Below are 25,899 nucleotides of genomic sequence, written 5' to 3' on the forward strand. Positions count from 1 at the left end.
CCATGTTCGTTACTCTGCCTGATTCTTCTGTGCCAGGTCCATCAACAGAGCAATGCCCAGATAGTTGCTCCAGTTAAAGGCATTTTGCAGTACCACAATCGCATTGCCATTTTGCTTATCAAATCCGATAAAGCTGGAGTAACCGCCAATGTAACCCACCTGGTAAGTGATTTTCTGATCACCATAGGTGTCTGTTACCCAGGCAATATTCTGCGACTGATTGCCATGTTGCTCGTAACCGTGATTGACCTGCGCAAAAGCGGCGTTGATGGGTGCGCTGGCGTCATTGTGCAGATGCGCATCCAGATAGCGGATTAAATCACGTGCGTTGCTATACAAACTGGCGGCGGCCACCATGTTATTGCTGAATACCCAATCTGGCGTCAACTCACCACGCGGAATCAGCTTTGGCTGGTCGCCCGCATGGCCCAGCGCACGCATCGGATAGCCACGCAGGCTTTGTGGTTTGAAGCTGCTGCTGGTCATGCCCAGGGGTTGGAACAGATTGTGTTGCGCCAGGCTTTCGATGCCCTGATGCAGACGATGCTTCAGCATATAGCCGAGCAGCGCATATCCCAGATTGGAATACTGCGCCGCGGGTTTTGCTGGTGCGTCAAAATCAGCCAGATAGCTCAGCACTGCATCGCTATCGAGGTTGCCGTAAAAATTCTCACCGCTGCGCAGATACGCCATGAATTTCATAAACATCGGTAAATCCATATCCTGACGCGGCAGGCCAGAGGTGTGCGTGACCAGTTGCAGCAGCGTAATGCGTTTTGCATCTTCACTGAGCGGCACTTCCGGCGGCAGCAGCGTAGCAAGCGTATCGTTCCAGCGCAGCTCGCCGCGATCTACCAGCTCAATGATCACCTCCGCCGTTATACCTTTGCTGAGCGATCCAAGCGCAAACAACGTATCGGGTGTGATCGGATAACGCTGTACCGCATCAGTTACGCCAAAACTATAAAACTGCGCAGGCTGGCGCTGATGGATAATCGCAATGCTGATGCCCGACACCTGCTTCTGCTGCATGTAGTGCCGCACGATGTCATCGACGTTTTCATTGAAGGTCGCATGGGAGAGGTAGACTTTATCGCCGACCGGCGCAGAGGTTTGTGACAGCGTGCCACAGGCGCTTAATAGCAAACTGAAGCACAACAGCAGCGATCGCGGAATGATGCAGCGCATCACCGATTATTCCTGGTAAAAGTTTTCATAGCAATTGATTTATAAGATATTTTTTATTTTTAGCAAAACGTGCGATGGGTGTTTGTGGCGAAATATAACACAGAAGATGAGAATCGCCACCTGCCAGAAACAGGTGGCGAGAGGGGATTATGGGTTGACCGGAATCACCGAACCTTGATAGTGCTGGTTGATAAATTCAGCAGTTTGCTTTGACTCCAGATCTTTGGCTAATTCGAGAATCCGCGGATCATGGGCCAGTTTTGGCGTCGTCACCAGCACGTTCGCATACGGATTATCTTTTGCCTGCTCCAGCGCCAGCGCATCTTTCGATGGCACTAACCCCGCCTGCAACGCGTAGTTACCGTTAATGATCGCCAGTTGCGCATCATCCAGTGCACGCGGCAGCTGTGGCGCTTCGATTTCAATGATCTTGAGGTGATGCGGATTGTCACTGATGTCTGCCGTCGTCACCAGTGAACTGGCGTTGCTGCCCTTGAGCTTAATCAGACCGCTATCCTGCAGCAGATACAGCGCACGGCTGAGGTTCGTGACATTATTGGGCACCGCGACCTGCGCGCCATCAGGCAGATCTTTCAGGGATTTAACTTTATGCGAGTAAATACCCAACGGCTCAATATGCACCGTCGCCACCACTGCAAATTTCTCACCCAACGCTTTTTCCTGATCGCGCAAATAAGGCACATGCTGGAAGTAGTTTGCATCCACATCGCCGCGCGCTAACAGTTCATTGGCGTTGAGATTGCCGTTGAGCTCAATCACCTTCAGATCGAGCTTTTTATCGGTTTGTTTGATGTGGTTGAGGATTTCGCTATGCGGCACCGGATCGGCCGCCACACGCAAGGCAGCTGCCGAAGCATAAGTGCTGAATACCGAGAGCAGTGCCAGGGTTGCTATCACCTTTTTAGTCATGTGCTTTCCTTACTTTTATTATGATTGAACGGTGTTCTGGGCGTCGGCGTAGTAACGCGCTGCCACGTCGCGATGCGATCGCAAACGCCCTTTGAGATAGTTCCAGCCCACTTCACGCAGCAAGGGATTGGTGGGATCGCTGGTCGGCCCGTGCGCTTCTGCCGCCAGCTGTGGCGGTAATTGATAAATCGGCACTTCGGCATCCAGCTGTGCACCGAGGAAAAAGGCGATGGAAACACGCTCTTTGCGTGCAGGTGGCGATACCACACGGTGAACCGTGGCTCGCAGATAACCATTGGTCGCAATCTCCAGCAATTCGCCGATATTCACCACAAATGCGCCCGGTTTCGGCAATGCATCCACCCAGTGACCCGGCGTCACTTCAACCTGTAAGCCGGGCTGCTCATCCTGTAGCAGAAACGTCAGGAACCCTGAATCTTTGTGCGCGCCGACGCCCTGCTGGCTGGCATCGCTGGCCTGGCCGGGATAACGAATCAGTTTCACATGCTCGTTGGGATGCGTGCCGTACAGTGCATCAAATGCATCTGGCGGCAGCGACAACGATTTGGCAAACGCACGCAACAGGCGCAGTGCAATCCCGGTCATCGCCTGCTGCCAGGCGTGGATCACTGGCCTGAGTTGCGGCAGCGCCTCTGGCCATAGATTTGGCCCCTGCAGACGCTTCCAGGCGGGATCGCCCGCTTGTAACGCTAACGCCACACGTTCCGCGCCAATATCAAACTGCTCACGCTGGTCGCGTTGCTCACGGGTATATTCCACGCCAGCCCGGTTGTAGCCGCGGAAATGCGGTGAGTGGATCATCGAGACACGCTGCTTCTCCTCATCCGGCAGGGCAAAAAACGCCTGGGTGATGCTTTGCACGTTCTGCAGCAACTGTGGATTGATGCCATGATTGATCAGGTAGAAAAAACCGACATCGCGCGCCGTGGTGCGCAGTTCGGCGAGATAAGGCGACTGGTCAGCAACCGGGAGTTCCAGCAGTGCCAAATCCAGCACCGGCAATGTTTCTGCCATAAAATTCGGTCCTTAACGCAGTAAAGTTCTGCGTTTACGCTGCCACTGGCGTTCCATTCCAGCCAATACTGTTGCGCAATATGTTATGGCGAATGATTTTTAGGAAAGCTTCAGCAATCGATATGCAAAAAGCGGTAAATACGTGCCGCTTACCGCTATAATCGCGCCGTCAAAATTTTGCCTACCCGCACCGCACAGGAGATGCCGTATGAACCAAGGCCCGTTAACCGAGAAAGAACTGAACTGGCTGGAAGATATGCTGGAGAAATACGGCAATGAACAGTCGGTGGTGGATACTTCCGAGCTGGATGGCATGCTGACGGCTCTGCTCTCCGGCCCGAACGATATCGAACCGAGCGAGTGGCTGGTGGCGATGTGGGGTGACAAGAAGCACATTCCAAAATGGTCCAACGAGCGTGAAATGGATCGCTTTATGGCGCTGATTTTCCAGCACTTTAACGACATTGCCGAACGTCTGGCGGAGTTCCCGGATCAGTTTGACCCGCTGTTTGGCATGCAGGAGATGGAAGGTCAGGAGTTCACCGTAGTGGAAGACTGGTGTTATGGCTATCTGCGCGGCGTAGCGTTAGATCAAGATTGGGATCAACTGCCAGAGAGCCTGCACCCGGCGATGGCCGCCATCACGCTGCACGGCAGTGAAGCGCAATTGGCAAAGCGTGAAGCGTTCTCGCCAGAGGAGTTTGAGGCCAGCATTGACGCCATTCGCCCGGCGGCGCTGGAGTTGCATGAATACTGGCAGGAACAGCGCATGGCACAGCCCGATCCGGAACCCCAATTGCCACACTTCGCGGGCGAGAAAACCGGCCGTAACGATCCCTGCCCGTGCGGCAGCGGCAAAAAGTACAAACAGTGTTGCGGTAAATAACGCCACATCAACGTAAGAGGGCGCCAGGTCGCGCCCCTCTCCTCAATCTACTTTCAATGCTGCAACTTCACTGAACCCAACTTAGGTCGTGTACGGCCATGAGGCCCACGTGCTGGCTTTTCGCAAAATCTCCCAACGCATTAAGAGGCGGGCTTCACCGCAGTGACCAGGGTCGGCAATTGCCATGCACCGCCAGCGCGAATCGCACGACACATGCCGGTGGTAGCATCACTGCTCTGCACGAAATCCTTGCCATCCCATACCCAGGCCGCTGTACTCCAGCAGTCGCCAATGCCGCGCCCTTTCTGTGCCTCGGAAATCATGCCTTCGCTGTAATCTGAACCGGAATCGGTGATCAGTTGAGGTTTACCCTGCAACGCACGATCCATTAGCCAATAGCCATAGCCTTCGTTATAGGCACCGCGCCAGCACAGCGCGGCAATCAGCACATGCGTATCATCCACTGGCGTTAACGTGAGCGGCTCAGCGCCCTCTTCAGGTTGATCATCCGTAGGGTCCAGATTATCGCAGCTGTCGTCATCGGTCAGCGAAGCAATCAGCTTCGGCTTGAGCAACGCCAGTTCATCCGCACTCAACGGACGAGGCGCGGCTTTCTCAACTTTGACCTGCTGAATCACCGGCATTGCGACCGCCGCTGGAACACTGTTTTCAGGCTTATTGCCCTTGCGCACCAGCGCGCCAGGCGTACTCAGACGACCCTGTGCATCGTCCATCTTCAGCAGCGTGGCAAAGGCACCATTGCTGGAAAGCTCGAACGGCTCTTCGCCGCCGCGAAACTCCACTTTGCTACTGCCTTTGATGGCATTAATCAGCGCCAGCGTTTGCGCATCGGTCAGCGTCCACTCATCGTTCTCGGCTTTGGTGACCTCGCCCTGCGCGTGATCATCAATCCACAGCGCCAGTGCATCCACTTGCCTGGAGTCATCATCGCCAGTATCGGCCAGCACCACGCGTCCATGGGTCGGTGCATTGGGCCCGCCCTCACGTGTGAGCAGGACTGAACCACCCGCGCCCTCTTCAGCGCTGTAACCCGCAGCGCGGCAGGTTAAGGTATTGTCGCAGGCGAGTTCCCAGTCTTTATGGCTGAAGGAGACGCCATCTTCATCTGCCAGTAAGGGCGCGCTCAAACTGGTGAGCAGCGCGAACGCCAGCAGCAATCGGGTTTTCATGCCATCACTCCATAACGGTAAAGGTGGCTAGTGTGATGATTTTTAGTGCGCGGGAGAAGTGAATTTTTTGCGCTGATAGGTTTTCCATGATCCTGCGTGATAATGACGCCACACCAGTGAATCGGATGCCCCGCAAGAAAATAAAACTCACTATTTCCTCTTTTTTTAATAGATTTTTTTAATAAGTGAACGGCAACTGGCGCGCTGATATTAGAGCAGAAAAGGAGTCTGAAGTGGCATGACCGCTGGGTTGTTGGAAACATCGGCGTTAACGTTTCACGTAATGAGCCACATTGGCTTGAGTGGAACGCGTTATTTGGTCAGGTATTGAACGACTCAAAGCTTGCGCACATACTCTCATCACATTCATTGAACGCCCGATGCCTTATGACAATTGCCAATATTAATCCTGCCATGCTCAGTTGGTCCCGCGAACGGGCAGGTTTTACCCTGGATAAATTGGCACAAAAGTGCGGCATCAGCCTGGAACGTCTACAGGAATGGGAAAGTGGCCAGCAACCCTTAACATTCAATCAGGCAATGGCGTTTGCTGGCAAAGTACATGTTCCCTTTGGCTACCTTTTCCTGCCCCATCCTCCCGAAGAACAACTGCCCATCCCAGACTTGCGCACAATTGGCAGCAAAGGGCCACTGCGCCCAAGTGCTGAATTGATCGACCTGCTGAAAGTTATGCTGATGCGCCAGGAATGGTACAGAGAGTACTTACAGCAACAGTTAATTGCGGCACCCAATATTAGTGGGCGTTTTACCGTCGGCAGTTCAGCTAACGCGATAGTTGAGGATATGCGCCACAAGCTTAATCTACCGGCGCACCCAACACGCGGTACCTGGGAGAGCTATTACAATGAATTGATAAAGCGTATCGAAGATCTCGGTATTCTGGTAATGCGAGCGCCTTATCTCAATCATCATACGCGTCCTTTCAACGTGGATGAGTTTAGAGGATTCGCCATTGCGGATGATTTTGCTCCCATTATTTTCATAAATCATGCAGATACACCCGGCGCTCGACTATTTACGTTAATTCATGAGCTTGGTCATATCTGGATTGGACAATCCGGTGTTTCTGATGGAGGCACATCAACTCACAGACAGGAAGAAATCCTGTGCAATGCCGTTGCTGCCGAATTCCTGGTTCCGGCGAGTGAATTCCTCTCTTTATGGAATACCTATAAGGAAAACTGGCGCGAAAATCTTGCCCCGCTGGAAGGGCATTTTCATGTCAGTTGTTGGGTCATCGCCCGCAGAGCTTTGACACTTCAGTTGATTTCCCATGAGGATTATCAGCAATTTATCCAAGAGCAGAAACTTGCCCATCAACAGCGCAGTAAAAATGATAGCGGCGGTCCCAGTTATTTCAGAACGAAGAAGGCACAAATAAGCCCCTCTTTTTCTCGTGCTGTCTTAAGCCAGGCACTGAGTGGTCAAATGTTATTACGTGAAGCCAGCGATTTGCTGGATGGTATGCAGCCTTCCAGGCTATCAAAATTTGCAGAGGAGATGGGGCTTTGAAATATTTGCTGGATGCAAGCACTTATATCATGGCGAAAAACTTTTATTACGGAATGGATATTTGCCCCGGCTATTGGGAATGGCTGGATAGACAGTTTGCATTCAACATTGTCGGCAGCGTAGACATGATCGCCCGCGAATTACGAGACGGAAATGATGAGCTATCAGACTGGGTAAAAGCGAGGCCTGCAAATTTCATTGCTAATGATGATCATGATACCCAGCTGATTTTTCAGCAAATAGTGGAAGGTGTAATGAAAGCCGATTTCAATCCAGGGTCACGCGATTTATTTCTGGCAAAAGCTGACCCATGGATCATCGCAAAAAGTAAAAGCATCGGGGCTACCGTTATCACGCATGAACTTCCTCTGCCTGCCAACGCACGCAAAGTGAAAGTGCCCAATATCTGCCGCCAATTTGGTGTTCCTTGCATGACCACATTTGAGTTTTTAAGAAAGCTCAACGCGCGTTTCGTGCTGGAACGGCACGATTAATAACCGCAACTGCACGTGAAGTGATCGCGCGGCGTTGGTATTACTCATACAGCCAACGCCCTGCTTTGGCGGATTCAATCAGCATACCCAGGGTAAAGTCCGGCACCACCGGGACTTCTCGCTTATTGAAGGGATTCAGGATCTGCGCCAGTGACGGTTCGTCCGGATAGTAGGTATCAATCATAAATCCGCCGCGATCCACCGCGAATTCGCTGAAGAACTCGTCCATTAATGCCTGCGCTTCTTCGCGCTCGAAGTTAAGATCGGTATCGATATCGATCTGTGGCGTCAGCGTTTTTTGTTTAAACAGATAGACGCCGTCGTAGCGACGCACTAATTCGTAGATACGCTGGTCGATTTCGTCGGTCATGATCCACCTCCTGTTTAACGAGCGGCTATTCTGCCATGCAATCTCATCCGCCTGGTAGCGTAAAAGATAGCGCGGTGCCGCTACGCAAACGCATCGGTCACAGCATCCATGGCATCCAACTCTTCACGGCTTAGCAGTTTCTCAATATTCACCAAAATCATCATACGATTATCCACCACACCCAGACCCAACAAATAACGACTGGAAAGCGCTGCCGAGACATCTGGCGTGGGTTTGATCTGCTCGTGATCCAGTGACAGCACGTCCACCACGCCATCCACGACAATACCGACAATGCGGTCGCTGAGATTCAGCACAATCACGACGGTGTTCTCATTCTGGTGAACCACCTGGAGGCTGAACCGCACGCGCAAATCTACAATCGGCACGATGACACCGCGCAGGTTGGTCACACCGGTGAGAAAGTCCGGCGCATTGGGCACGCGCGTCGCCCGGTCGCAGCCACGGATCTCCTGCACTTTGAGAATATCGATGCCGTACTCTTCATCGCCGAGACGAAAAATCAGATACTCCTGCGCTGCCGTATCACTCTGAAGCGCTTTCGATAATGTCATGCTGCTACCTCCTGTTGGCTGACACGCAGACGGTCAGCGTTTTCCTGTGGATGCGCTAAGGTTGCCAGCTCAACCACATCCAGAATCAGCGCCACGCTGCCATCACCGAGAATGGTGGCAGCAGATACGCCGGTCACTTTGCGATAGTTTTGTTCGAGGTTTTTCACTACCACCTGCTGCTGGCCAATCAGCTGATCGACCCACAGCGCGTAGCGACAGCCGGCGCTCTGCACAATCACCACGATGCCGTTATCACTCGGGGCTTGCCCGCTTACCGAAAAACGCTGACGCAGCATCACCAGCGGTAAATACTCGCCACGCACCTGCAGCAAACGTTCGTCACCCACATAGCGGTACAGCATCTCCTCCTGCGGCATCAGCGATTCCATCACCGCACCCAGCGGCAACACATAAATCTCCTCGGCTACCCTGACCAACATGCCGTCGAGGATCGCCAGCGTCAGCGGCAACAGGATGCGCACTGTGGTGCCCTTTCCCTGCCGCGATTGCACCTCCACATGGCCGCCCATCGCCAGAATATTTCGCCGCACCACATCCATACCCACGCCGCGCCCGGAGACATCGGTGACACTTTCTGCGGTGGAGAATCCGGCGGCGAAGATGAGCATCCACACTTCGTCATCGCTGAGCGTGTCGCTAATGCTCATGCCCTGCGAGCGCGCTTTGGCGAGAATTTTTTCCCTGTTCAAGCCCGCGCCATCATCCGTTACTTCGATCACGATATTGCCGCCGTGATGTTCAGCGGAGAGCGTCAGATTGCCGGTGCCCGGTTTGCCCTGGGCAATGCGCTGTGCTTTGGCTTCAATGCCGTGGTCGAGACTATTGCGCACCAGGTGAGTCAGCGGATCGATAATGCGTTCAATCAGGCTTTTATCCAGCTCGGCGGAACCGCCTTTCAGCGTCAGCTCAATCTCTTTGTCGAGACGCGAACCGAGATCGTGCACCAGACGAGGAAAACGGCTAAAAACGTAGTCCATCGGCATCATACGAATCGACATCACCGACTCTTGCAGTTCACGCGTGTTGCGCTCCATTTGCGCCACGCAGTTGAGCAACGCGTCATGATTGGCGTTATCCAATGTTTGGGTGAGCTGAGACAGCATTGCCTGGGTGATGATCAGCTCGCCGACCTGATTAATGATTTGATCGACTTTGCTAACGGCAACACGAATGCTGCTGGATTCCTGGCTGGCCGCACGCGGCGCGGTGGAAGGCGTGGGTGCCGGGGGTATAGACGTGGCCGTAGAAGTGGCTGGCACCGGAGCTGTAGAAGTGCCCGGGGACGCGGTTGGCGGCGGAGCAGTAAGCGGCACCGTAGATGTCGGCGCAGAAGGTGCAGCCAATTCGGAAGCCGTGGGCTCGGGTTCCGCAGTCAATGTGGGGGCAGCAGGTACGGCGACCACCGGTTCAATAGCGATCTGCGTGTCATTCAGCACAAAACCAAGCACCGCACGAATATCGTCGGCTGGCGTAGCGGTGGCGAGCACCACTTTCAGGCTTTTCGACGTCTGCTCCTGGTGGCGCAGCGACCCGAGGTTTTCCAGCTCTTGTCTGAGCAGCGTTTGTTCGCCTTCTTCGATATCACTCAGCGTAATGCATAATTCAGCTTCAGCGGCATCACCTGCTATCGCAGCTGGCTCGGCAGCCTCAAGCGCAATCTGCCGCAGGGCTTCGCAGATGTATTGAAAGCGCGCCTCATCGGGCGGCTGAGACGCGCGGTACGCGGCAAGCTGGTTTTGCATGATGTCTTTGCTCTCCAGCAACAGCTGAACCGTTGCCCGGTTAAGCCTGCGTTCACCGCTGCGCGCCTCATCCAGCAGGTTTTCCAGCAGATGGGTGGTTTTCTGCAGCGCATCAAAACCAAAGGTACCCGCCCCGCCCTTCAGCGAGTGCGCGGCGCGAAAGATGGCATTGAGCTGCTCAATATCGGGCGCGGCAATATCCAGCTGCAACAGGTGCAGTTCCATCTCTGCCAGCAACTCTTCAGCTTCACTGAAAAATATCTGCGAAAAATCATTCAATTCCATCGGAGTGTCCTTCAACAGGCTGAATGGAAGCATCCTGCAATAGGGCATCAGGGTGCTGCGCGAGGGTATTTTCCATCTGGATCTCCTGCTCTTTCATGTGGCTGAGGACAAGTATGCTGATGCGGCGATTACGCGGATCCTCTGGTCTACTTTCTTCCAGCGGCATACGGCTGGCAGTGCCAATCACCCGCAGAAAACGTGCATCCGCCAATCCGCTATGGGTCAGCACGCGTCGCGTGGCGTTGGAACGTCCCGCTGACAGTTCCCAGTTGCTGTATCCACTGACACCGCCCGCGTAGGGCAGCGAATCGGTGTGGCCGGTCAAACTGATCGCATTCGGCAACTCGTTGAGCAGCGGCACCAACGCCTCCAGAATGCCCAACATGTAGGGTTCGGGCTGCTCGCTGCCCAGCTTAAACATCGGGCGCTGTTGCGAATCGGTAATCTGAATCAGCAGACCATCTTGCGTGAGCGTCAGCAGCAGATTTGACTGGAAATTATTCAGTCGGGGATCGGTGGCAATCATCTGCTGCAGTTTCTGTTTTGCCCGCTTCAGGCTCTCCATCTGGCGCTTCAACGCATCCAGGCTGCTTTTATAGACTTCGCCCTGCTGTTTAATCAGATCGTCCCCGCCGCCGGGAATGACGCTGTCGCTGAGGCTGGCTTTGTTGCCCTGCGCCAGCGTGGTTTTTAACGGGGTGCGAAAGTAATCGGCAATCATTTCGCGTTGCTGCGCGGTGGACTGCGACAGTAGCCACATCACTAAAAAGAACGCCATCATCGCGGTGATGAAATCGGCATAAGCGATTTTCCACGTCCCCCCATGATGCGCATGTTTATGCTTTTTACGGCGGCGAACGATGATGACCGGGCTGCCGTCCTTCATGCGCTGGCGTCCGACGGCTTCATTTTGCTGGCGTTCGATTTCACGCTACGCACGTGCTCTTCCAGCTCTTCAAAGGAGGGGCGTTCGCTGGTGAAGATGGTTTTGCGACCAAATTCCACCGCAATCTGCGGCGCATAGCCATTTAGGCTGGAGAGCAGCGTGACTTTGATGCACTGCAAAATTTTGACCTGATCGCTGCTCTTCTGTCGTAGTAGCGTGGCGAGCGGCAATACAAAACCGTACGCCAGCAGGATGCCAAGGAAGGTGCCGACCATGGCGTGGGCGATCAGCACGCCCAGCTCGGAGGCCGGTCGATCGGCGGCGGCCAGCGCATTCACCACCCCCATCACCGCCGCTACGATTCCGAAAGCGGGAAAGCCATCTCCCAGCGTGTTCATGCTGTTGGCCGGCACTTCCAGTTCCTCTTCGCAGGTTTCAATTTCCTCATCCATCAGCGCTTCGATTTCATGCGCATTCATGCTGCCGGCGATCATCAGGCGAAAATAATCCAGCACGAAATTTTTTAGCATGGGGTCGTGTAGCAGGCGCGGATAGGCGCTGAAGATCTCACTGCTTTCCGGCTCTTCAATGTCCTTCTCCAGTGACATCAACCCTTGCATGCGGCTCTTCGACAGCAAGAGGAACAGCAAAGCCATCAAATCCATGTAAATCGCTTTGCTGTAGCTGCGGCCAACAAACAGCTTTACCAACGCTTTGCCCGTGGCCTTCAGCGACTTAATATTGTTGCCCACCAGAAAGGCACCCATACCCGCGCCACCAATGATCAGCAGTTCGATAGGTTGAAACAGCGCGGCCATTTGACCGCCAGCCAGCATAAATCCGCCAAATACTGTTGATATAACAACAAGATAGCCAAAAATAACTAACACGATTGCTCCTTGTATTATTGATAGCCCGCGCCAGACTGGCCACGGGCGTATGACTTTCTTGTCACTGAAATAGGGCTAGCGCCTCAGGCAATGACCGGCATAAAAGCGGCGGCGGCCTGAATGTGCCGTTGATTAACGTGGTCAACCTGAGATTTTTTACTGGCGCGTGAGGGTGGGCTGCACAAACTGCAGGTAAAGGGTTTCTTGATGTTCTCGGTGATCACCACATATCCCCCCTGACAGATCCGGCACGCTTTACGGGAAATAATGCCGCACTCAATAAAGCGAACTAACGTCCAGGCGCGCGTCAGACCTAATATGGGCTCTTCATGACTCTGACCGTAACACTGTTCCAGATAGAGCCGATACGTTTTCATCAACACGTTAATCGGCGGACCTTTTTCCGTCACTTTCAAATACAGGTAGATGTTATAAAACATCGACGAGTGAATATTCTGTTCCCACGACATAAACCAGTCTTCGGAGAAAGGCAACATGCCTTTCGGTGGTGGGCATCCACGTAACTCCTTATACAAGCGTAATAGTCGTCGTCGACTTAGAGATGTCTCAGATTCTAAAACCTGCATACGTGCTCCGAGAGAGATCAACTCCATGGCGATTTGAACGTCATGCACTTCCTGCAATAAATTTCTTTCACTCATTCTCGCCCCCTTAATCCACAGCCATAGGTTCTTTATTAAGTGAATTAAGCAAATCCGTCGACAAGATAATGCCGGTGTGAATTTTCTGCAGAGCCTCAATCCGCGATTCTTTCGTGAGATTCTCAATCAAGACTTCATCATCAATGCGTAAGCGGCAAATTAATTGATTGGTCGAGGCCAGCTTCATCAATTGGGGTAACGTCAGCGCCTTCAAATTATCAGTGGTAGACTCCGATAATCCAAGGCGAAAACCTGCCGCAAATTTATCCTGTCGAATTAATTGTTGCGCCAGTAGAAGGTAAGATAAATTCATATCGTGGATATGCTGAAGATACTCATCAAAGTCAGACATTGATAACACCTTATATTTATCGTGCAAAGCAGAGGTCATTAAGAGAGGAATATCCATTCCCCATGTGATGCTGATAATCGTGTGGTCGTAGGGTGAACATTTTTGTGACTATCGATCATCCCAACAGCCGACGATTGAGCCGCATCCAGCAATGAAAAAATGATAGCCATCAGAAATTTCCGTAACAACACGTCAGAAAACCCTCACATAAAAAACCCAACTAACCACATGATTAATAAAGATAATAACATTATTAATTGTTATTAATTATCGATGATGTCCTTTTACAACTTTGCAGGTGCTGCATCACTTTAGATTGCTCCATCATAATCCATTCGACTACGCAAACGTTTTATTGCCAGACTGTGAAGTTGACTCACTCGTGTTTCCGTAATGTCGAGAAGTAAAGCAATCTCGCGCATATTGAGATCATAGTGATAATAAAACTGTAAGATGCGCTGCTCCCGCTCAGGAATATAACGTACGTAGTCAGCAATACGCTCAATCAAATCCTCCTGAATAGAGTGATGCAGGGGGTTCAGCAAGGCATGTTCTTCATCAGCTTGTTCCCAAAGATCGGCATAATGCTCTTGCAATTCATCCATGGAAAAAAGTTGGCTGTTGTTATTATCTGCCAGCATCTGTTGAAAATCCCGCAGCGATACGCCCATTCGTTCGGCAATATCTCTTTCACTGGCACTGGCGCCCTGCTCCTGTTCAATTATCTGGATAACCGCAGATATCTCACGCGAATGGGTTCTGACCCGACGCGGCACCCAATCACGTTCTCGCAATTCATCGATTAAAGCCCAGCGCACGCGTTGTGTAATCCAGGCGCTGAGCGTGACACCTTTCTTCGCGTCATAACTGTCAACCGCAGCAATAAATCCTATCGCACCGGCCTGAATGAGATCATCGAACTCGACGCTAGCCGGTAATCTTTTTTGCAGGCGTAACACTTCCTGCCGCACCAGATAATGGTAGGTTAGCCACAGTTCGTTTTTATCATTCAGACCGGATGCGTTATATAACCTATCCATATTGCCACCCATCTGATAGTCTTGTTATTAATTATCAGCTGAGCGTTATTATTTATATAGCGCAATAAGCTCTTAGTACCTGGGCTATTTAATCTCTTTATTTCACTAATGGGTAATACGTTAGAACGATTCCCACTGCGTATTCTCTTTTTCCGATATCAGATCCTGATGGCGGTTATTCACTTTATTGACCAAACGAGCCGGTTGTGCGGAGCCTTCATAAGTTAACACAAACTGTGCCACCAGCTTCTCCAGCGCGTCGGACTGCGCTTCTAATCCACCAGCCGCCATCGCGGCTTCTTCCACCATCGCCGCGTTCTGTTGAGTCACCAGATCCATTTCGTTTACCGCCTGCGAAATCTGGTTGATACCGGTGCTCTGCTCATCTGACGCTGAGGTAATTTCCCCCATAATCTGCGTCACCTGCGCCACCGAGCTGACGATATCCTGCATCACGACGCTGGCCTGGTTCACCTGGCGCGATCCCGTATCCATATTGCTGACGCAGGTGTGGATCAGCTGATTGATCTCTTTGGCTGCATCAGCGCTGCGCCTGGCGAGGTTACGCACCTCTTCAGCCACCACCGCGAAACCACGTCCCTGTTCACCGGCGCGTGCCGCTTCGACTGCGGCATTCAGCGCCAGGATATTGGTTTGATTAGCAATGCTGTCAATCACGCCGTTGATATCGGCGATTTGGCGCGAGCTGACGGTGATCTGCGCCATGATCTGCTCCAGACTTTGCATCACATTGCCGCCCTGCTGCGCATTGTCGCTGGCACTAACCGCCAGCTGGCGCGCGGTGTGGGCGTTGTCGGCATTCTGCCGCACCGTGGTTTTGATCTCCTCCATACTGGCGGCGGTCTGCTGCAACGAGGCTGCCTGCTCCTCGGTACGCGCAGATAGATCGCTGTTGCCCTGGGCAATTTCCTGCGCATTGGTATGAATGTGCTGCACACTCTCACGAATACTGAGAATGGTGCCGGTCAGCGACACGCGCATTTGTTCCAATTCGCTCAGCATAGTGCCGATTTCATTGGCGCTGCCGATCTCGACGCGGCGGCTCAAATCACCTGCCGCCACGCGTTTCAGCACCTCAACCGTGCCTTCCATACGACGCACCAGCGTCTTGCGCAGCCAGATACGCACACTAATCAGTAAGAGTGCCGCCAGAACGGTAACACTGATCCCAATCACCAGCATGGTGCGGTAATTGCTCGCCGCATGGCTGACATACTCCTGATTCTGCTTGAAGTTAATCTGGTTATAGCCCTCAATGCGTTGATTCAATGTGGTGCGCAACCCCAGTTCACTTTCCAGTGAACCGCGATAACTCTCCTGGCGCTGGAGCTGATCCAGTTTAATCTGCACCACGTCATACACCGCTTTAAAAGCGGTGTTCACCTCTTCGGCGACTTTGGTTTCCTCTTCGCTGTTGAACGGTGAGCTCATAAACTGCTGCATATCTTCTTCAGCGCTTTTCAGGATCAGCGCCGTGGTTTGCAGCAGCGTTGGCGAGGCCGTTTCTCCCTGCGCCTGCAGCAGCATAATGCCGTTGGTGTTAGCCAGTGCTGCACTGATGTTATAGGCAGCATCGCGCATCTGATTATTGCTGTACGAAGCGATCTGTATTTTATTAAAGTTCTCGTTATTGGAATAAGCGTTAAATAACGAAAAGGTGACGGTAGAAAAGAGGACGACAGCAAACAACACGACAATCAAGCTGACCGCAGTATAGATTCTTATTTTATTAAACATAGGGTTCACTCTCGCGCTACACGATGATGTTAAAAACAGAAGGGTAAATTTAGAGTTTATTGAACAAGTTCATTTTTTGCATCGACTGAAATACCATCATCGACGCATTTAACGCATATTCAGACATCTTCGAATCCATAATTAGCGATGTCATGGTGCCGTAATCTGCGCCAATCGCATTTTGTACTTTGACGATGGTGTCATTGATCAAACTCTCACCGCTTAAATCGAGGCTATCAAGTTGCTGCAGATGGGTGCCCAGTTCAGCCTGCGCTTTGCCCAATCGATCCATGCCTTTGTCGACCGCCTGGCTGGCGGCGCTCAGGGCTTTCTCCAGTTCGTCTCTGTCGATAGGATCACGGCTCAACTCCGCCACCGCCTTATCCAGATCGGCAAAGATGTCACCAAATACCGCATCGCCCAGTCGGCTAACCGACATGCCAGTGCCATCTGCTACGGTTTGCTGGCGCGCTTCGCTACCGCCCTGATAGTTGCCTGCCGCATCAAAGGGTGCAGTATCACTATGATAACCTGAGAAAATATAGCGTCCCTGACTGTCGCGCGTATTAGCAAGATCAAATAAGGTGCCGCGAATGCCGGATAACTCTTTTCCCAGCGCAGCGCGGTCTTCTGCGGAATAGGTATCGCTTTTCGCCGCGATGATTTTCTCCGTCAGGCTGGTAGTGATGATACTGCCTACGCTGCTGAGAATACTCTCCTCGTGCTCCATGGCACTGCGCGCGCCGGATCGCACGCTGCGGTACAACTCCAGTTTTGCCAGCGCGTCCTGGTTTTTTACCGCATCGGTGGCACCTTGCGGATCGTCTGATGCGCGTAACAGTGATTTACCTGCCGAGAGGCGCAAGTAAATATTGTTATTCTCACTCACACGCTGCGACATACTTTCCGCATTCTGTTTGAACATATATAAAGTGCTTAATCGCATCGCTGACTCCTTTATTTAATCGATAGCAGCGTGTCAAATAACGTGGTGGCGGTTTGCAATATTTGACTGTTGGCCTGGTAGTACTGCATAAACATCTGCATATTCACCATCTCTTCATTCATATCCACGCCGCTCAGCGACTGTTTGGTGTTGAATTTGTCATCGAGATCTATTTTGGCCGATTCCAGTCCGGAATTAACCGCGCGCGCATTGGAGCCGATGGTGCCAACCAGTTGGGTATAGGCATCGGTGAGCGTATTTTTGCCGATCAGTTTTTCATCCTGAATTTTCAGCATCAGTTCCAGATTTTTGTTATTGGAACTGCCGCCAGCAGGATCATCAGAGGCGGCAAATTTGCTGGCGCTGTCCAGGGCACGGCCAATCCCTTCAGCAGCACTGGCCATCGGATTGAGGCTGAAGCTGTCGCCCGCATTCACGCCAGCAGGCAGATCGATTTCCACGCCGTCAAATGACAGCACGCCGCCCGTCACCGTCGCCGGAACTGTGCGACCATCCGCACCGGTGACATGCCAGTCTGTGCCATCAAAGCTGACGTTATAATCTTCGGCATTCACCGCTTTGTAGTCGGTAACGCGGATGGAATCGAGCCGGCCACTGCCGGTGTTTTGGCTATTAGCGAGGGCTTTGATCTCCGGCAGCGAGAACAGATCCTGACCGGGATTGCCGTCCGCATCAAAGCCCGCATGGTGCTGCTCGTTTAAGCGGCTCGCCATCATAAAAGCGATCTGATTCAGCTCATTGCGTGCCACCGCCAGATCTTCATTACGGAATTTAAATAATCCGGCGAGACGGCCTTTGGTGACGCTTGTTTCATTCAGGGGCTCAGGCTTGCCATTGTGACCCACATAGGAGACCACGGTTTTATTGGGATCGTTGGCGGACGGCGAGGTTTGTAACTTATAGGCGCGGTCGCCGGCGATAAGGGGGCGCCCATCAGGCAGAGTCACATCCACGCGCCCCGAGGCTTTGTCTTCAGTGACCTCTACACCCAGCTGTTCGCTGAGCTTTTCCAGCAAGCCATCGCGTTGGTCCAGCAGATCAGCGGGGGGATTACCGCCCTGCGCCTGCACTCGCTCCAGCTGTTTATTGATATTGGCTAACTGGTCGCTGGAGCTGTTGATGTCCTTCACGCTCTGCTCAATATGCGTGTTGGTGCTTTTCTCCAGCCCAGTGAGTTTTTTACCGCTGTCGTTAAAGCGCTGCGTTAATACACCCAGCGCACTAAATAGTGCGGAACGCGCTGGCCCATCAGAAGCATCACCGCTCAGCGTGGCCATGGCCTTGAACAGATTGTTAAGTGAAACCGAGACGTTGTCGGATTCGTCGCCGAGCATGTTGTCGATTTCAGACAGTTGCTCCTGTCGCCCTTTCAGCCCGGCCCAGTTGCTGATAGAGCCGCGCAGTTGTGAATTGGCAAATGCGTCATAAGCGCGATCGACGCCATTCACCTGGGCACCGTAACCAAAAAAGCCCAGCGAGGTGTTCATGCCGCCTGATTCACCAATCAAAATATTGCGGCGGCTGTAGTTGTCGGACATGCCGTTAGTCAGATTACTGCCCACCACACTCAGGGCCGCCTGAGGCCGCTAAGACCTTGTGAAAAGCTCATAATGATTTCCCAGAGAGTATGTGAGGTACTATTTTTGGATCACCACCACATCGCCGATACGGATGGGATCGTGGTCGAGCAGGTGCAGTACCGCGCCGTCCGGCGTAATGGTGACGCCTTGAACCTGTTCCTGAATCAACCCGGAGATTTTTGGCGGCTCGCCGTCAGGGTTTTTCGCGTCAAAGCTCAGGGTGTATTCCCGATCCTGCGGCGGGCCGGGTTCCGGCTGGAAGTTTTGTAAATCGTCGAGGGTGAAGGTCTTCACGCCCGCCTTCACGTTCTTCAGCTGTGCGGTGTAGCTGTTGCCTTCGGCATCGGTGAGCGTGACGGTGACCGTTTCGGCTTCGCCACCCAGCAGGAAGCTAAAGGTGTCGTTCGCCCCTGTGCCCTTCTCTTCGCTACCGCCAAATGTTACTTTCGGGTCGCCCTCAATCAGAATGCTGCGGCCGACCCATGCGGCGGTCCCCATGCCGCCCAGTTGCGCCATCAACGCCTGCACATCCGCCACTGAGCTATTGAGTTTTTCGACGCCCGCCGCCGTAGAGAACTGCGCCAGCTGCGAGGTGAGCTGATTGTTGTCCATCGGATTGGTGGGATCCTGGTTTTGCATCTGCGCCACCAGCAGTTTCAGAAAGCTGGCGCTGAGATCGCCTGCACTGCTGCCCGATCCGTCGCCGCTGCCATTGTTGTTATTGACCTGAGGTATCACGGTTGCACTTCCTTATTGGCCGAGAGTGAGCGTTTTCTGCATCAGCGCTTTGGCGGAGTTCATCACTTCGACGTTGGCTTGATAGCTGCGTGAGGCCGAGAGCGTGTTGACCATCTCGTGCACCACATTGACGTTGGGCATGCGCACATAGCCCTGCGGATCTGCAAGCGGATGGCCCGGCTGATACTCCAGACGTTCGGGTGCACTGCTCTCCACCACCTCACTGACCCTGACGCCGCCGATCTCACTGCCCGGCGCGGCATCAACACGAAACAACACCTGGCGGGCGCGATAAGGCTGCTGATCGGGACCCGCCACACTGTCGGCATTGGCCATATTGCTGGCGCTAACGTTGAGCCGCTGCGATTGCGCCGCCATCGCCGAACCGGCAATATCAAATACGCTAAATAACGCCATTTATTTACCCCTGACTCAGCACGGTCATCATTTTCTTTATATCCGCCCCAAGAAAAGTGAGGCTGGATTGGTATTTCAGGGCGTTATCTGCAAAATTAACGCGCTCGCGATCCATATCGACGCTATTACCATCGGCACTGGGCTGATCGGGAATGCGATATAACAGGCTATCGTCATTGAAATTTGTCGATTGCGCCGCGATATGACGGTCTGCGGTTAATGACAAAGACACCGCTGATTTACCAGCAGCAGGAGATGCCATGGCACTTTTTAACTGTTGAGAGAAATCGATATCCCGTGCCAGGTAGCCCGGCGTATCCGCATTGGCAATATTGGCCGCCAGCACGTCCTGACGGCGAGAGAGTATATTGAGCGCATGCTGTTGAAAGCGAAACGCCTCATCGAGTTTAGTGTTCATAATAAGGGAGATCCTGCCTCACGTTATCCAAACATCAGCAGTCTAATCAGGAATAATGAAATATCACACTGTGAAGAGTGCACAGAAATAGAGGCTATTACTCTGTTAAATACATACCCGGTTAATTACCTTCATAAACGAGATTATTTAGCTCGTTTGAATATTCATTATTCCATTTATCATAACGGGGATGACGATATAAAAGGCATCCTGATGAGACATGATGTTTTACGCCCGATCATTTTATTTCTCGTAGCCCTTTCCGCGTCGGCGCAAGCCAGCATCCCGGCTGAGCAGCGCTTGCAGCCTAAGCTGGATGCGTTATTAAAACTCCCCGATAACCAGGGTGAGATTGTACGCAGCGCAACGCTGCTTGCGACATCAGAACAGCTGGCAGCCCTGTGCGATGCGCCCGTATTGAGTCTGGCGGGTAAAGATTCGCGTCTGGCGGGCAGGCGCACGCTGGTCGCACGCTGTGGTGCGCGTAAGCACTTTTTAGCCATCCGTATTCACGCTCAGGGACGCTGGTGGGCAGCACGAACGTCTTTGCCTGCCGGACATGTGCTGCAAGCGGGCGATATCGTGGCGCAGCGTGGCGATCTGGCCGGGCAACCTGCGGGTTTGATCTTTCAGCAGCGCGATATCCTCGGCCAGCGCCTGATACGTGACGTTGAAGCGGGCAAGCCGCTGTTATCTCAGCGATTGCGCCAGCCGAGGTTATTGCGTGCCGGTCAGACGGTGGAGGTAATCACACTCGGCGAGGGATTTCGTGTGCGCAGTCAGGGCAAGGCGCTGCATCATGCGGCGGAAAACGACACGTTGCGAGTGCAGATGCGCAATGGACAGACGCTAAGCGGGCTTGTCAGCGCCGGCGGTTTAGTCATTATCCCGCTAACACAATAATTTTAGATTTTTCAGCGATCCCCGATGTAAAGGCAATACAACCTATTACTTTCGAGGATCCCATGATTGACCGAACCCAACCTGTTTCACCCATTGCGGGCACGCATGAGCTACCTGCCCGCTCCACACCACAATCACTCCGCGCCCGCCCGGATGCGGAGCGTCAAAGCACCGTGAGCCTGAGCAGTGTGATGAAGCAACTCCAGACGGATGATAGTCGCGATGTGAATGTCGCACGCGTTGTCGAATTGCGCACCACACTGGAAGCCGGTGATTTGCCGATTGCCGTAGAAGAGATCGCGCGCGGCATGGTGCACTCCCTTATCTCGCCACAACAGTGAGGTGTTTAAGTGATGGAGACACTGCATACAACACTGCTTCAGATGAAAAGCACGCTGGAGGAGCTGGATGCCATTATGGTGGCCGAGGCGAACCAGCTTGATCGCCCCCAGATTAACCCTGTGGCGCTGCAGGTGCTCACCGACAGCAAGAGTCAGTTACTTGCGACCTTGCAGCATCACGATGAGATGCGGATCCAGCAGGAGACACGCTTAGCCATTGCCGCGCCCTATCCGCATCGCGTGCAGTTGTTTGTGTGCTGGCAGCAAATCACCGAACGCGTCCGTCGCAGTAAGGCTTTGAATAGTGAAGTTGAGTCACGTTTACAACATCATCTGGAGAAAACCCAGCGGGTGCAGAAGGTGGTGGATCAGCTGGGGCATCATCATACGCTATACGGGTCTGGCGGGGAGTCTGGCCCAGCTGTGGTGGGTAGGAAATACGATATCAGTGTTTAGGGGGCTGGGTGCGGGCTCGCGCCAGCACCCATGTCCTACGACACCGCATAAGCACGAGCAGAGTGTCGGGATTTACGCAGCGCGGCGATCTCACTTTGCAGCATTGCCAGACGAGCCGGAATGCACTGCATCAACTGCGCAGCCTCCGCCAGTAACTGCGCTAAACACGCTGCATCCGCCTGACTGAAATCACACGCACACAGCGCTTTCATCCGCTGTGTATACTCCACAATCTCCTCGCTAAACGCCTCCCACCCGTCCTGATGCGCTAGTGCAATCAGCCGCTGGTTCAGTACCAACAAGGCTTGAATCTGCTCCTTCACGTCACTGGGCATATTTCACCTGCGGATCGATGGCTTTCCAGGTGTCGGACATCTCCACCATCAACGTAATCAGTTGCGGCAACGACTCAGCCGATTGATTGACGCTCGCCAACAGCAAATTGCGCGACACATACTCATACAACCGCTCCAGATCGGCGGCGATCTGCCCGCCCACCTGATGATCAAGCCCGGCACGCAAACCGTTATCAATGATGTTAATCGCACGTGAGATCATCTCGCCTCGCCGGGCAACATTGCCGGTTTGAAAATAGATCTCAGCGCGGCGCATGGCATTGATCGCGCCTTCGAACAACAGCGCGATCAGCTGGTGCGGTGTTGCGCCGCTTACCTGGCTCTCTAATGAAACCGCAGAATAGGCGCGGTTACCGGTTTGACCGTACATCGCCCGTTCCTCAGCCTAATCCTGCCAGCGCACCCTGCAACTGATTGCTCATTGCCTGCATATCCGTCATCGCTTTATCCAGACGCATAAACTCTTTCTGCTGGCGCTTCAGGCTCTCTTCGATGCGCTGTTCCATGCGCTCGATCTGCTTCGCAACCCGCGCTTCTTGATCTTTAAGCCCTTTAACAGTCGAAGCGATGGTGCCTTCCGTTTTGGGGATCGACTCGTTATCGCCCAGATAACTTTTGAACACCTCGCCCATCTGGTCCTTGATGCCCTGCGCACCGTCTTTACCAAGGAACAGCGCTTCCACCTCTTTCGGGTGCTCTTTCAACGCGGCATCCAGCTTTTTACTGTCGATACTCAGCGTGCCCAGCGTCGCGGTGCGATCTTCGCCGGGCTTTAACTCCTCGAACTTCACGGTGATACCGATACTGGCTAGCGAGTGATACAACTCGCTCGACTCACCATAGTTGCCGCCGGCAGCCGATTTCATCTGGCTGTTCAGACGGCGTAAGGTGCCATCGCTGAACAGTGGGCCATTTTGCTTGTTCTGCTCATCGGAATTTTTTTCCGGTGGCTTATAGGTGCTGGCGCTGGCGGAAGTACTGAGGAAACTGTTGTAATTATTGATGAACTCCTCAATCAGGCTTTTCACCTTTGAAGTATCCGCCGTCACTGACAGCGTTTCAGGCTTAAACTGACCGGGATCGTCCGGATCTTTTTCCGAGACTTCACGCAGCTCAAAAGTAATGCCTTCAATCGCATCGCTGATGGTGTTTGAACTGCGCTCCACCGTGATGCCATCGATTTTCATCAGTGCATTTTGCGCAGCGCTGATCTGCTTCATGCGCGTTGGATCGTAACCCGGATCTCCCGGCACATTGGCGGCTTTGGGATCGTAGTTGAGTACACCGGCCAGCTGGCTATCTCCGCTGACTTCCATCTTGATTTGGCCGTCACTGCCGGTTTTTTTCGAGGTCACCACCAGCTGAAACTTGCCGCCTTCGGCAGGCATCACTGAGGCGCTGACATCGCCATTCTGCGCATTGATCTTCTTCGCCACTTGCGCCAGCGAGGTTTCATCATCTTTCAGCTCCACCAACAGCGGTTTACCGTTGCCCAGCGTGATGGTCAGAGTGCGCGTTGCCGAGCCATCCCCCAGCTGTGCGCTGTTACTGTCCTGCTCCGGCGAGCCAATTTTGTGTGCTTTTGCCAATTTTTCGACAATCACTGAATAGCTGTCGGGAATCGCGCCTTTTCCGGCTGTGGCTTTAAAAGCTTTATTATCGCCAATGCTGACACCGTTAAAACCTTCATTCTGCAGCTTATCCAGATTCGATTTTAACGAGGCCAGTGAATTGGATATTTTTCCCCATGACGATACCTGGCCGTTAAATTTACTCTGCTTATTTAAATAGGGATTCAGCTTCTTGCTCTCCCCATTTTTTATCTGCTCCATCAGTGCGGGGATATCTAAACCGGATCCGCCCAATCCTGAAATAGGTGTCGTCATTTTTAAATTCCTTAATTCATCGAGGGTATCAACTCTTCCCATCGGTGCCGGCAGGATTTCGCTTAATAATTTACACAATGATTTTCATCCATCGTCTTAAGTCTCGATATAGCGACAAACCTGTCGTGATTTTTTGCCTTTGCATGAAAAAACAAAAAATTATTTCAGCACCTGATGGCTGCCCCGATGAATAAGGTATGCGTCACCTCTCACGCATATTCCCGCTGCCACGCTTAAGCAGCATTCACTGGAAAAAGGATATCGATTATGGCCCAGGTCATTAATACCAACGCACTGAGTCTGATGGCTCAAAACAACCTGAACAAATCACAGAACTCACTGGGAACAGCGATTGAGCGCCTCTCTTCGGGACTGCGTATTAACAGCGCCAAAGATGATGCCGCCGGTATGGCCATCTCTAACCGCTTCACCTCATCGGTGCGCGGTTTAACGCAGGCAACGCGCAATGCCAATGACGGCATTTCACTGGCGCAAACCACTGAAGGCGCGCTGGAAGAAGTGAATGAAAACCTGCAACGTATTCGTGAACTGACGGTGCAGGCGAAGAACGGCACCAACTCCAAAGAAGACCGCGAGTCGATCAAAAAAGAAATCACCGCACGTCTGGATGAAATCGGCCGTATCGCGGAATCCACCAACTTCAACGGCGTGAAAATGCTGGATGGATCGCAGGAAAAATTGTCGATTCAGATCGGTGATAAAGACGGTCAAACCATTGATATTAAGCTGCCAAAAATGGCGCTGGGTTCGCTGGGTCTGGATACCTTTGCTAAAGACTTTGAGAAAATCATCGACAGCCTGCCGATGGATTCGAAGTTTACTGCTGCGGGAAGTCTGCGCGGTGTGGATGAGCAGTTTGCCGTTCCGGGTATGGCTGAACCCTTCGAACTGAACGATGTTGAACGCGCGAAGATTACCGCACTGGTCGGCGGTGCAGTGGCCGATACCGAAGTGGTGACCATGGAAGACAGCAAAGGTAATCTGCGCTTCTTCGCTGCTGACAGTGCTAATCCAGGCAGCGCAGTTGAGTTGGATATCACTTTCCAGGCGAACGCCACGCCTGGCGATCCTTCTGAAATTGACACTATTGCGGTGAAAGAAAAAATCACCACGCTCGACTTCGACATTCTTAAGAATGGCCCAAGCGATCTGAAGAACCTGAAAAGTCAGGGCATCGGCGCGCAAATCGGTAGCAAACTGATTGATGAAGCCACGCTGAATCAGATGTCCAATGACATCTTCGGTGCCGACATGGCGGATACCGAGATGCAGATCTTCAAAGCCGACAACGGCAATTACTTCGCCATCAACAAAGACGGTGAAGTGAAATCCTTTACCTGGGATGATGCCGCAGGCGGCGCTACCGCGGTAGCTGATGCCAGTGCGCGTGATACTCATGAAGTGCAGAAGGTCGCTAACCATCTGCTGGATCGTCTCGATAGCGCCATGACCGACGTCAACAGCTTCCGCTCGGATCTGGGTGCGATTCAAAACCGCTTTGGCTCGATCATTGCCAACCTCAACTCTACCGTCATCAACACCAGCGAAGCGCGTTCGCGTATTCAGGATGCGGACTTCTCGGTAGAAGTCTCCGCCATGAGCCGCGCCAACATCCTGCAGCAAGCGGGTGTTTCAGTGCTGTCGCAGGCAAATCAGGTGCCTCAGAACGTGCTGAGCCTGCTGCGTTAATTAGTGCCTCTCCTTAATTGCATTCAGCGTGCAATTTTCGCCCTCCCCGTGGAGGGCTTTTTTGCTTCTGCCCGCAATTTTCTGATGAAAAATACTAATCATTTTTACCCGAACAACTAACGTGAAACGGCCATTAGCCTTGTTAATAATCGATAAAAAATAACTCTATAAATCTTACGGGTTAGATCAAATAAATAACCTTAATGATTAAGAGGGTTTTGGGTGGCTTTCGGGAAAATAAACGCGGGAGAGCGCTGAAAATCTGGCACTCTTTAGCCGCAAAAAATGGG

General features: G+C 52.7%; 28 protein-coding genes. 7 read left to right on the plus strand and 21 right to left on the minus strand.

Features of this window, described 5'->3' with window-relative positions:
* Nucleotides 1–9 precede the first annotated feature (9 nt).
* The 3 genes from WFP70_RS07730 to WFP70_RS07740 form a co-directional block, all read right to left on the minus strand.
* Nucleotides 10–1,188, minus strand: coding sequence for a serine hydrolase domain-containing protein (locus WFP70_RS07730; RefSeq protein WP_337023174.1), 1,179 nt, complete (start codon nt 1,186–1,188; stop codon nt 10–12).
* Nucleotides 1,189–1,335: 147 nt separating this feature from the next.
* Nucleotides 1,336–2,118 carry a MetQ/NlpA family ABC transporter substrate-binding protein gene (locus WFP70_RS07735; protein ID WP_058959406.1) on the minus strand — a complete coding sequence of 261 codons (783 nt, stop codon included), beginning with the start codon at nt 2,116–2,118 and terminating at the stop codon, nt 1,336–1,338.
* Nucleotides 2,119–2,136: 18 nt separating this feature from the next.
* On the minus strand, nt 2,137–3,153 hold the full coding sequence (locus WFP70_RS07740; RefSeq protein WP_337023125.1) for an isopenicillin N synthase family dioxygenase: 1,017 nt from the start codon (nt 3,151–3,153) through the stop codon (nt 2,137–2,139).
* A gap of 208 nt (nt 3,154–3,361) precedes the next feature.
* On the opposite strand from WFP70_RS07740, the gene WFP70_RS07745 reads away from it, so the two are divergent.
* Entirely contained in the window at nt 3,362–4,039 is a 678-nt protein-coding gene (locus WFP70_RS07745) for a YecA/YgfB family protein (protein ID WP_058959408.1), read from the plus strand.
* A gap of 140 nt (nt 4,040–4,179) precedes the next feature.
* Here WFP70_RS07745 and WFP70_RS07750 read toward each other — a convergent pair whose 3' ends face one another.
* Nucleotides 4,180–5,229: a DUF1176 domain-containing protein gene (locus WFP70_RS07750; protein WP_337023126.1), complete on the minus strand. Its 1,050-nt coding sequence runs from the start codon at nt 5,227–5,229 to the stop codon at nt 4,180–4,182.
* Nucleotides 5,230–5,616: 387 nt separating this feature from the next.
* On the opposite strand from WFP70_RS07750, the gene WFP70_RS07755 reads away from it, so the two are divergent.
* Both WFP70_RS07755 and WFP70_RS07760 read left to right on the plus strand, forming a co-directional pair.
* Nucleotides 5,617–6,762, plus strand: coding sequence for a helix-turn-helix domain-containing protein (locus WFP70_RS07755; RefSeq protein ID WP_160833957.1), 1,146 nt, complete (start codon nt 5,617–5,619; stop codon nt 6,760–6,762).
* On the plus strand, nt 6,759–7,256 hold the full coding sequence (locus WFP70_RS07760) for a DUF4411 family protein (protein WP_337023127.1): 498 nt from the start codon (nt 6,759–6,761) through the stop codon (nt 7,254–7,256). Before WFP70_RS07755 ends, WFP70_RS07760 begins: the two co-directional genes overlap by 4 nt.
* A 40-nt stretch (nt 7,257–7,296) precedes the next feature.
* Here WFP70_RS07760 and WFP70_RS07765 read toward each other — a convergent pair whose 3' ends face one another.
* From WFP70_RS07765 to flgB, 14 genes are all read right to left on the minus strand, one after another.
* Nucleotides 7,297–7,626 carry a DUF1493 family protein gene (locus WFP70_RS07765; RefSeq protein ID WP_442956335.1) on the minus strand — a complete coding sequence of 110 codons (330 nt, stop codon included), beginning with the start codon at nt 7,624–7,626 and terminating at the stop codon, nt 7,297–7,299.
* A gap of 80 nt (nt 7,627–7,706) precedes the next feature.
* Nucleotides 7,707–8,201 (minus strand): chemotaxis protein CheW, encoded by a 495-nt coding sequence (locus WFP70_RS07770; RefSeq protein ID WP_160868530.1) that lies wholly within the window; start codon nt 8,199–8,201, stop codon nt 7,707–7,709.
* Complete coding sequence (gene cheA, locus WFP70_RS07775) at nt 8,198–10,249, minus strand: chemotaxis protein CheA (protein WP_337023128.1); 2,052 nt, start codon at nt 10,247–10,249, stop codon at nt 8,198–8,200. Before cheA ends, WFP70_RS07770 begins: the two co-directional genes overlap by 4 nt.
* Nucleotides 10,236–11,135 carry a flagellar motor protein MotB gene (gene motB, locus WFP70_RS07780; protein WP_337023129.1) on the minus strand — a complete coding sequence of 300 codons (900 nt, stop codon included), beginning with the start codon at nt 11,133–11,135 and terminating at the stop codon, nt 10,236–10,238. Before motB ends, cheA begins: the two co-directional genes overlap by 14 nt.
* A complete protein-coding gene (gene motA / locus WFP70_RS07785; protein WP_337023130.1) occupies nt 11,132–12,025 on the minus strand; it encodes a flagellar motor stator protein MotA in 894 nt (297 codons plus the stop codon). Before motA ends, motB begins: the two co-directional genes overlap by 4 nt.
* Before the next feature lie 83 nt (nt 12,026–12,108).
* Nucleotides 12,109–12,687: a flagellar transcriptional regulator FlhC gene (gene flhC, locus WFP70_RS07790; protein WP_097118268.1), complete on the minus strand. Its 579-nt coding sequence runs from the start codon at nt 12,685–12,687 to the stop codon at nt 12,109–12,111.
* Between the two features lie 10 nt (nt 12,688–12,697).
* Nucleotides 12,698–13,039, minus strand: a complete 342-nt coding sequence (flhD, locus tag WFP70_RS07795) for a flagellar transcriptional regulator FlhD (protein ID WP_337023131.1) — start codon at nt 13,037–13,039, stop codon at nt 12,698–12,700.
* Nucleotides 13,040–13,350: 311 nt separating this feature from the next.
* Nucleotides 13,351–14,079, minus strand: a complete 729-nt coding sequence (gene fliA / locus WFP70_RS07800) for an RNA polymerase sigma factor FliA (protein ID WP_097118404.1) — start codon at nt 14,077–14,079, stop codon at nt 13,351–13,353.
* 120 nt (nt 14,080–14,199) lie between these two features.
* Complete coding sequence (locus WFP70_RS07805; RefSeq protein WP_337023132.1) at nt 14,200–15,837, minus strand: methyl-accepting chemotaxis protein; 1,638 nt, start codon at nt 15,835–15,837, stop codon at nt 14,200–14,202.
* Nucleotides 15,838–15,886: 49 nt separating this feature from the next.
* Complete coding sequence (flgL, locus tag WFP70_RS07810) at nt 15,887–16,783, minus strand: flagellar hook-associated protein FlgL (protein WP_160833950.1); 897 nt, start codon at nt 16,781–16,783, stop codon at nt 15,887–15,889.
* A gap of 11 nt (nt 16,784–16,794) precedes the next feature.
* Complete coding sequence (gene flgK, locus WFP70_RS07815) at nt 16,795–18,375, minus strand: flagellar hook-associated protein FlgK (RefSeq protein WP_337023176.1); 1,581 nt, start codon at nt 18,373–18,375, stop codon at nt 16,795–16,797.
* A gap of 66 nt (nt 18,376–18,441) precedes the next feature.
* Nucleotides 18,442–19,122, minus strand: coding sequence for a flagellar hook assembly protein FlgD (locus WFP70_RS07820; RefSeq protein ID WP_337023133.1), 681 nt, complete (start codon nt 19,120–19,122; stop codon nt 18,442–18,444).
* A 12-nt stretch (nt 19,123–19,134) separates the two neighbouring features.
* The gene (gene flgC, locus WFP70_RS07825; protein ID WP_097118258.1) at nt 19,135–19,539 is read right to left on the minus strand and encodes a flagellar basal body rod protein FlgC; all 405 of its coding nucleotides are present in this window, start codon (nt 19,537–19,539) and stop codon (nt 19,135–19,137) included.
* A gap of 4 nt (nt 19,540–19,543) precedes the next feature.
* Nucleotides 19,544–19,957 (minus strand): flagellar basal body rod protein FlgB, encoded by a 414-nt coding sequence (flgB, locus tag WFP70_RS07830; protein ID WP_283216445.1) that lies wholly within the window; start codon nt 19,955–19,957, stop codon nt 19,544–19,546.
* 213 nt (nt 19,958–20,170) lie between these two features.
* Here flgB and flgA point away from each other — a divergent pair, with 213 nt between their 5' ends.
* The 3 genes from flgA (at nt 20,171) to WFP70_RS07845 (ending at nt 21,657) form a co-directional block, all read left to right on the plus strand.
* On the plus strand, nt 20,171–20,860 hold the full coding sequence (gene flgA / locus WFP70_RS07835; protein ID WP_337023134.1) for a flagellar basal body P-ring formation chaperone FlgA: 690 nt from the start codon (nt 20,171–20,173) through the stop codon (nt 20,858–20,860).
* Between the two features lie 62 nt (nt 20,861–20,922).
* Complete coding sequence (locus WFP70_RS07840) at nt 20,923–21,201, plus strand: flagellar biosynthesis anti-sigma factor FlgM (RefSeq protein WP_337023135.1); 279 nt, start codon at nt 20,923–20,925, stop codon at nt 21,199–21,201.
* Between the two features lie 12 nt (nt 21,202–21,213).
* Nucleotides 21,214–21,657, plus strand: coding sequence for a flagella synthesis protein FlgN (locus WFP70_RS07845; RefSeq protein ID WP_337023136.1), 444 nt, complete (start codon nt 21,214–21,216; stop codon nt 21,655–21,657).
* A 35-nt stretch (nt 21,658–21,692) separates the two neighbouring features.
* Here WFP70_RS07845 and WFP70_RS07850 read toward each other — a convergent pair whose 3' ends face one another.
* The 3 genes from WFP70_RS07850 to fliD are packed head-to-tail and all read right to left on the minus strand — an operon-like array spanning nt 21,693 to nt 23,899.
* Nucleotides 21,693–21,992, minus strand: a complete 300-nt coding sequence (locus WFP70_RS07850; protein WP_337023137.1) for a flagellar protein FliT — start codon at nt 21,990–21,992, stop codon at nt 21,693–21,695.
* Nucleotides 21,982–22,383 (minus strand): flagellar export chaperone FliS, encoded by a 402-nt coding sequence (gene fliS / locus WFP70_RS07855; protein WP_034826350.1) that lies wholly within the window; start codon nt 22,381–22,383, stop codon nt 21,982–21,984. The genes WFP70_RS07850 and fliS overlap by 11 nt, the downstream gene beginning before the upstream one ends.
* Before the next feature lie 10 nt (nt 22,384–22,393).
* The gene (fliD, locus tag WFP70_RS07860) at nt 22,394–23,899 is read right to left on the minus strand and encodes a flagellar filament capping protein FliD (RefSeq protein ID WP_337023138.1); all 1,506 of its coding nucleotides are present in this window, start codon (nt 23,897–23,899) and stop codon (nt 22,394–22,396) included.
* A gap of 267 nt (nt 23,900–24,166) precedes the next feature.
* Here fliD and WFP70_RS07865 point away from each other — a divergent pair, with 267 nt between their 5' ends.
* A complete protein-coding gene (locus WFP70_RS07865; protein ID WP_337023139.1) occupies nt 24,167–25,609 on the plus strand; it encodes a flagellin N-terminal helical domain-containing protein in 1,443 nt (480 codons plus the stop codon).
* Nucleotides 25,610–25,899: the final 290 nt, after the last annotated feature.

Origin of the sequence: Pantoea sp. USMM079 (assembly GCF_037153115.1) — a bacterium.
Lineage (GTDB): Bacteria > Pseudomonadota > Gammaproteobacteria > Enterobacterales > Enterobacteriaceae > Pantoea > Pantoea communis.

Bases quoted from the DNA above. Each gene is read 5' to 3' on its own strand.
- WFP70_RS07730 (WP_337023174.1), bottom strand. From the start codon at position 1,188: ATGCGCTGCATCATTCCGCGATCGCTGCTGTTGTGCTTCAGTTTGCTA.
- WFP70_RS07735 (WP_058959406.1), bottom strand. From the start codon at position 2,118: ATGACTAAAAAGGTGATAGCAACCCTGGCACTGCTCTCGGTATTCAGC.
- WFP70_RS07740 (WP_337023125.1), bottom strand. From the start codon at position 3,153: ATGGCAGAAACATTGCCGGTGCTGGATTTGGCACTGCTGGAACTCCCG.
- WFP70_RS07745 (WP_058959408.1), top strand. From the start codon at position 3,362: ATGAACCAAGGCCCGTTAACCGAGAAAGAACTGAACTGGCTGGAAGAT.
- WFP70_RS07750 (WP_337023126.1), bottom strand. From the start codon at position 5,229: ATGAAAACCCGATTGCTGCTGGCGTTCGCGCTGCTCACCAGTTTGAGC.
- WFP70_RS07755 (WP_160833957.1), top strand. From the start codon at position 5,617: ATGACAATTGCCAATATTAATCCTGCCATGCTCAGTTGGTCCCGCGAA.
- WFP70_RS07765 (WP_442956335.1), bottom strand. From the start codon at position 7,626: ATGACCGACGAAATCGACCAGCGTATCTACGAATTAGTGCGTCGCTAC.
- WFP70_RS07770 (WP_160868530.1), bottom strand. From the start codon at position 8,201: ATGACATTATCGAAAGCGCTTCAGAGTGATACGGCAGCGCAGGAGTAT.
- cheA (WP_337023128.1), bottom strand. From the start codon at position 10,249: ATGGAATTGAATGATTTTTCGCAGATATTTTTCAGTGAAGCTGAAGAG.
- motB (WP_337023129.1), bottom strand. From the start codon at position 11,135: ATGAAGGACGGCAGCCCGGTCATCATCGTTCGCCGCCGTAAAAAGCAT.
- flhC (WP_097118268.1), bottom strand. From the start codon at position 12,687: ATGAGTGAAAGAAATTTATTGCAGGAAGTGCATGACGTTCAAATCGCC.
- flhD (WP_337023131.1), bottom strand. From the start codon at position 13,039: ATGTCTGACTTTGATGAGTATCTTCAGCATATCCACGATATGAATTTA.
- fliA (WP_097118404.1), bottom strand. From the start codon at position 14,079: ATGGATAGGTTATATAACGCATCCGGTCTGAATGATAAAAACGAACTG.
- WFP70_RS07805 (WP_337023132.1), bottom strand. From the start codon at position 15,837: ATGTTTAATAAAATAAGAATCTATACTGCGGTCAGCTTGATTGTCGTG.
- flgL (WP_160833950.1), bottom strand. From the start codon at position 16,783: ATGCGATTAAGCACTTTATATATGTTCAAACAGAATGCGGAAAGTATG.
- flgC (WP_097118258.1), bottom strand. From the start codon at position 19,539: ATGGCGTTATTTAGCGTATTTGATATTGCCGGTTCGGCGATGGCGGCG.
- flgB (WP_283216445.1), bottom strand. From the start codon at position 19,957: ATGAACACTAAACTCGATGAGGCGTTTCGCTTTCAACAGCATGCGCTC.
- flgA (WP_337023134.1), top strand. From the start codon at position 20,171: ATGAGACATGATGTTTTACGCCCGATCATTTTATTTCTCGTAGCCCTT.
- WFP70_RS07840 (WP_337023135.1), top strand. From the start codon at position 20,923: ATGATTGACCGAACCCAACCTGTTTCACCCATTGCGGGCACGCATGAG.
- WFP70_RS07845 (WP_337023136.1), top strand. From the start codon at position 21,214: ATGGAGACACTGCATACAACACTGCTTCAGATGAAAAGCACGCTGGAG.
- WFP70_RS07850 (WP_337023137.1), bottom strand. From the start codon at position 21,992: ATGCCCAGTGACGTGAAGGAGCAGATTCAAGCCTTGTTGGTACTGAAC.
- fliS (WP_034826350.1), bottom strand. From the start codon at position 22,383: ATGTACGGTCAAACCGGTAACCGCGCCTATTCTGCGGTTTCATTAGAG.
- fliD (WP_337023138.1), bottom strand. From the start codon at position 23,899: ATGACGACACCTATTTCAGGATTGGGCGGATCCGGTTTAGATATCCCC.
- WFP70_RS07865 (WP_337023139.1), top strand. From the start codon at position 24,167: ATGGCCCAGGTCATTAATACCAACGCACTGAGTCTGATGGCTCAAAAC.